The organism is Candidatus Zixiibacteriota bacterium (genome assembly GCA_018820315.1).
Classification (GTDB): Bacteria; Zixibacteria; MSB-5A5; order JAABVY01; family JAHJOQ01; genus JAHJOQ01.
This window is the reverse complement of sequence record JAHJOQ010000161.1, coordinates 1-4,772: the sequence shown is the minus strand read 5'-3', so window position 1 is coordinate 4,772 and position 4,772 is coordinate 1. Positions and strand designations below refer to the sequence as shown.

At 51.3% G+C, this 4,772-nt stretch carries 4 protein-coding genes; 2 read left to right on the top strand and 2 right to left on the bottom strand.

The window, feature by feature from the left end; all coding sequences use genetic code 11:
- Positions 1-145: 145 nt before the first annotated feature.
- The gene (locus KKH67_15720; protein ID MBU1320624.1) at positions 146-613 is read left to right on the top strand and encodes a hypothetical protein; all 468 of its coding nucleotides are present in this window, start codon (positions 146-148) and stop codon (positions 611-613) included.
- Positions 614-726: 113 nt separating this feature from the next.
- A complete protein-coding gene (locus tag KKH67_15715) occupies positions 727-2,256 on the top strand; it encodes a DUF4020 domain-containing protein (GenBank protein MBU1320623.1) in 1,530 nt (509 codons plus the stop codon).
- A 59-nt stretch (positions 2,257-2,315) separates the two neighbouring features.
- Here the strand turns inward: KKH67_15715 and KKH67_15710 are convergent, their stop codons facing one another.
- Both KKH67_15710 and KKH67_15705 read right to left on the bottom strand, forming a co-directional pair.
- Complete coding sequence (locus KKH67_15710; protein MBU1320622.1) at positions 2,316-3,851, bottom strand: YifB family Mg chelatase-like AAA ATPase; 1,536 nt, start codon at positions 3,849-3,851, stop codon at positions 2,316-2,318.
- Between the two features lie 37 nt (positions 3,852-3,888).
- The gene (locus tag KKH67_15705; GenBank protein ID MBU1320621.1) at positions 3,889-4,584 is read right to left on the bottom strand and encodes an HAD family hydrolase; all 696 of its coding nucleotides are present in this window, start codon (positions 4,582-4,584) and stop codon (positions 3,889-3,891) included.
- Between the last annotated feature and the right edge of the window lie 188 nt (positions 4,585-4,772).

The window sequence follows — 4,772 nt, the reverse complement described above, 5'->3', positions numbered from 1 at the left end:
GTTTCAGTCTATCACGCTCCTCCTTCGATAATCGAACGATGTACTTTTTCATCGACCACCTCCTTGTTTGCACAAATATAGCGCAAACAATTTCGGAAGTCAATGACATGCCCAATAATATCATGTTGACGGGACACTAGCATCTATGCTTTCATCGCAACTCGGGAAGGCTGTGCTTTACCTCGATGCTGTGGGAAAGTTCGGTCCTGGATGGGACCAGTTGAGTTGGGGACTGTCTGCCATTGAGGAACATGAACAGGACAGACACATTGATGGCTATGAGAAAATTGTGCACTACATTCGGGATGTCATAGACTATTTGCTGACCAATGAACCATCATACGCAGAGTCGCTTTGGAGACAGTGGGCCGCTTCAAATATCTTGATCTTTCAGCGTTTAAGCGTACATGCAGTCAGGATCAGCCCTCAAATGGCGAATGATGACAAGCTCCGCTGGCTGCTTGAACACGAATGGCTTTACAAGTATGGTCTAAAACATGAGATATTCATGCTGCTTAGAGACGTACTTCCATCAGCCTCCAAAGAGATTCAAGAAGAGGTGGTTCGGAGCGCGCTGCGCGGACCTGCAGCGGAGGAGGTGCAGAAGAGTTGACCGACAAGCATGACCATTACGAAATATATAACCTGCTGTACTGGATTTCTGTACACGCACCTGATTGTGAGTTGGCCCAAAAATCGTTCGAACAGATACAACAGGAAAATCCAGTGTTCAAGCCGAGGGATAATCCAGACTTGGATCACTTCATGTCTCCGCTTGTACGGCTAGCTGGTGAATCACCTATCGAAACTGACGAAATCCTTTCTAAGGACATCGGAGAGTTGATTGACTATGTGCTCGAATTTCGGGGGGATCACTTCCGCGGACCGCATCGCGAAGGGCTATTAGATCGTGTCGGAAAAGCAGCCAAGGAGCGACCGACATGGGGCCTTAATCTCGCAGAGGAGTTGATCAAAAGGCAAGAGTGGAAGGAAGACTTGTGGCGCACTCTACTCTATGCGTGGCCGAAAATGGGTTTTGATGCCGAAGGATGGAATAGGCTGTTTGACATCCTCTCCTGCAAAGAAGTGCAAAAGCGTCACCACAACGTTGTAGCGAACATTCTTTGGGATGCGGCGGAAATGAAAGGTGGACTGACGAAGACAATTCTCGGCCGTGCCGACGACACTGCGGAGGCACTTTGGAATCTCGTGGGAGATCGAGAGCCCAGGGAAGCGTCGAGCGATTGGCTCGGAAATGCAATTAATGACACATCCGGACAGCTTGTCCTCTTCTGGCTGCATTCTATATCACGGTATCTCGAGATAGGCAGGTACGAAGCGGACTTTCTTCCTGACCAATACAAAGAACGATTTAGTACAATAGTCGCGGGAAGTGACCTTTCGTGTCAGCTTGGACGTGTTGTGCTTGCGAGTCAAATCCTCTTCCTGTTCGCTCTCGATAGGAAGTGGACAGTGGAGAATGCGCTGCCACTGCTCGATTGGAACGCGAACAAGGCCAGAGCTGAACAGTGTTGGCATGGGTTCATTGCTTGGGGCGATCTCAGATGGGAAATGCTGGAGTACCTGAAACCCTACTGCCTACAAGCTGCTGAGATGTTCCCTGCCAAACCTGAAAGGACTCGCGAACATCTTATGCAACATCTGGCTAATATGGCCGTGTCTCTCCCCAACCCACTTGATGACAACTGGCTGGATCACCTCATTCCATTCATATCGTCGGAGAATGACATGCGGAACTGGACGTGGAAATTCTCATATATGCTGTCGCAAGTCTCGGAAGACAATCGGAAAGGTATTTGGGATCGATGGCTCAAAGCATATTGTACACGACGAGCAGATGGAATCCCTATCGCGCTCGGAGATGTTGAGGCAGCCGGTATGATCGAGTGGATACTAGAGCTAAGACCGGTGTTTGAACAGGCTGTTGAAGTTGCTGCCAGTTTCCCGAAGGTGGAGTTTGCATCTCGTCATTTCTATAGGCATCTCAAGGAAGATGGATTTTCGTCCAATTATGCTCATCCGACCGCGACGCTGTTTCTACACCTCCTGCAAGGCGAGAGTCACCCTCTAGCACCGCAGAACATGCATTTGTGCGGGGAAATGATCGACTTGCTCAAGTCTCTACGCAACAACGGCGTCGAGAAGAATATGCTCGATGAACTTTGCAACGAGTTAGCAGAGCTGGGCTGCAACCAGGCTATGGGATTGTGGGAATCCCTCGATGAATCGGAATAGGGATTCATTAAGCCGTCAGGAAAAGGTCTCTAACGGCTCACCGCGCGGGAAACCCACCCTCACAACCACAAATTCCGGTCCAGGCTGCGGTACTGGATGGCTTCGGAGATGTGCGCGGGTTGGATGTTTTCCGTCGATTCAAGATCGGCAATTGTGCGCGCGACTTTGATGATACGATCATAGGCTCTCGCGGAAAGTCCGAGTTTGGTGATCGCCATTCGCAGCAGCGCCTTCGAATCCTCACCAATCGGGCAATATGACTGAATATCGCGCGATTCCATATGAGCATTGCAAAACATCTTAGCCTCATTCTTGAATCGCGCAAGCTGAATCTTGCGCGCTCTGTTCACGCGGTCGCGGATCGATTTCGATTTCTCTCCCGACGGTTCAGACGCCAGGTCTTTGAACTTCACCGCCGGTACCTCAATATGAATGTCGATCCGGTCGAGAAGCGGTCCCGAAATTTTCGACATATACTTCTGAATCTGCATCGACGTGCAGTTGCATTCGTGAGAATTGTCGCCGTGGTATCCACATGGGCAGGGGTTCATCGCGCCCGCGAGCATGAATTGGGCCGGGTAGGTCAGCGACATCGCCGCCCGCGAAATCGTGACGCGACCATCCTCCATCGGCTGCCGCATCACTTCGAGAACATCCTTGCGAAACTCCGGCATCTCATCGAGAAACAACACGCCGTGATGCGCCAGCGATACTTCACCGGGTCTCGGAATCCGCCCCCCGCCGATCAACCCGGCGTCGGAAATCGTGTGATGCGGCGAACGGAACGGCCGCGTCGCAATCAGTGGCGTGTTCGATGGCAGAATGCCAGCGACAGAGTGAATCTTCGTGGTATCGAGCGCTTCTTCGAGTGTAAGATTCGGCAGAATCGTCGGAAACCGTCGCGCGAGCATCGTCTTACCCGACCCGGGCGGCCCGATCAGGATAATGTTGTGACCACCGGCGGCAGCTACTTCAAGCGCACGTTTCGCGCCCTCCTGACCTTTAACATCCGAGAAATCGATCTTGTAATCCTGCTCCCTATTGAAGACCTTGTCGATGTCAATCTTGTGCGGCTTAATTTCCTTGCCGTTCTCGAGAAAGTCGATAGCCTCCCGCAGATCCTTGACCGGATAGACATCGAGACCATCGGCCATCGCAGCTTCCATGGCATTTTCTTCCGGCACGATCATACTGGTTTTTTTCGACTGCTCGACATGCATAGCCATTGGGAGAATCCCCGACACAGGCCGCAGTGAACCATCGAGCGACAACTCACCGACTACGACGATTTCCGAGAAATCCTCGCGCATAACCTGACCGGTCGCGGCCAGAATGCCAATTGCTATCGGCAGATCGAATGCAGATCCCTCTTTGCGAACATCCGCTGGCGCGAGATTGATCGTCACCTTCTTGCTCGGAAAAATGAAGTCGGAATTCTTGATCGCCGACATGACACGCTCTTTCGATTCCTTGACCGCGCCATCGGGAAGGCCCACAGTCGTGAAAGCGGGCAGCATTTGAGTAATATCCGCCTCGACTTCCACGGTATAGGCATCAATACCCAGCACAGCCGCTGAGAGAATTTTCGCCAGCATAGTATCCCCTTATTCATGAATGTAGTCTATTTGCGAATCAGTTCGACTGGAGCTTTTCGATTAACTCCGGAAGTTCGTGCAGAGATGTCAATTCGCCGTCCGGCTCCTCGCTCGGAAGCCTGATGATCTGATCTTTGAAAAAGCCACCTTTCCAGCGCAATGCGCGCATCCCGAGCATCTTTGCGGGAGTGATATCGTTATCCTGACGGTCGCCAACCATCACAGCATCAGATGCGGACATGCCGATACTATCCAGAATGTGTGTGAAAAACCTGAGATCAGGTTTCGAGTGTGCCATCTCACCCGACATAGTCTTGAACTCAAAATACCGCAGAAGCCCTGCATCGTCCAGTATTCTTGCAGTCATCGGAGGCTGATTGGCTGCAATCGCGAGAGTGTACCTCTTCGATAGCTCCCTGCAAACTTCGACCGCCTCAGGCCTGACGAACAGGTATTTCGAATAGTCGAGCGAATCTAGTTCGTATCGTATCGATTTGTACAGCGTCTTGTCCGGCTTCACATATTGCCAGATGACGTAGGAGTAGATCGACGGCGCATAGCATTCGATACCTTCATCCTGCTTCTCCCGCACCTCCTCCAGAGTAATCTCCCTGCTGAAGTGCTTCGATAGGTATTCAGCCAACCACGGGTTCCAGTATTCTTCCAGCGATGAATCTTCGACGAGTGGTTGCCCGACATCGAGCAGAACAGCTTTGACTCTCGGATTTGCCATTCCGTAGTATAAGCATAAGCCGACGAAACATCAATCATTTCGTTGCATGGGACTCGGAACGTAAAAGGTACCCCCCTTCTGATCTGGGGGAAGAATGGAAAAAGGTTGATAAAGGAATGGTTCAAGAGCAGGTAAGTCGGAGTGAGCGTAGCGAACGGAGACTTACCTGCTCTACGCTCAAAACAGGT

What these genes read in the sequence shown, in the direction of transcription:
- KKH67_15720 (MBU1320624.1), top strand. Translation starts at nt 146, where the DNA reads ATGCTTTCATCGCAACTCGGGAAGGCTGTGCTTTACCTCGATGCTGTG.
- KKH67_15710 (MBU1320622.1), bottom strand. Translation starts at nt 3,851, where the DNA reads ATGCTGGCGAAAATTCTCTCAGCGGCTGTGCTGGGTATTGATGCCTAT.
- KKH67_15705 (MBU1320621.1), bottom strand. Translation starts at nt 4,584, where the DNA reads ATGGCAAATCCGAGAGTCAAAGCTGTTCTGCTCGATGTCGGGCAACCA.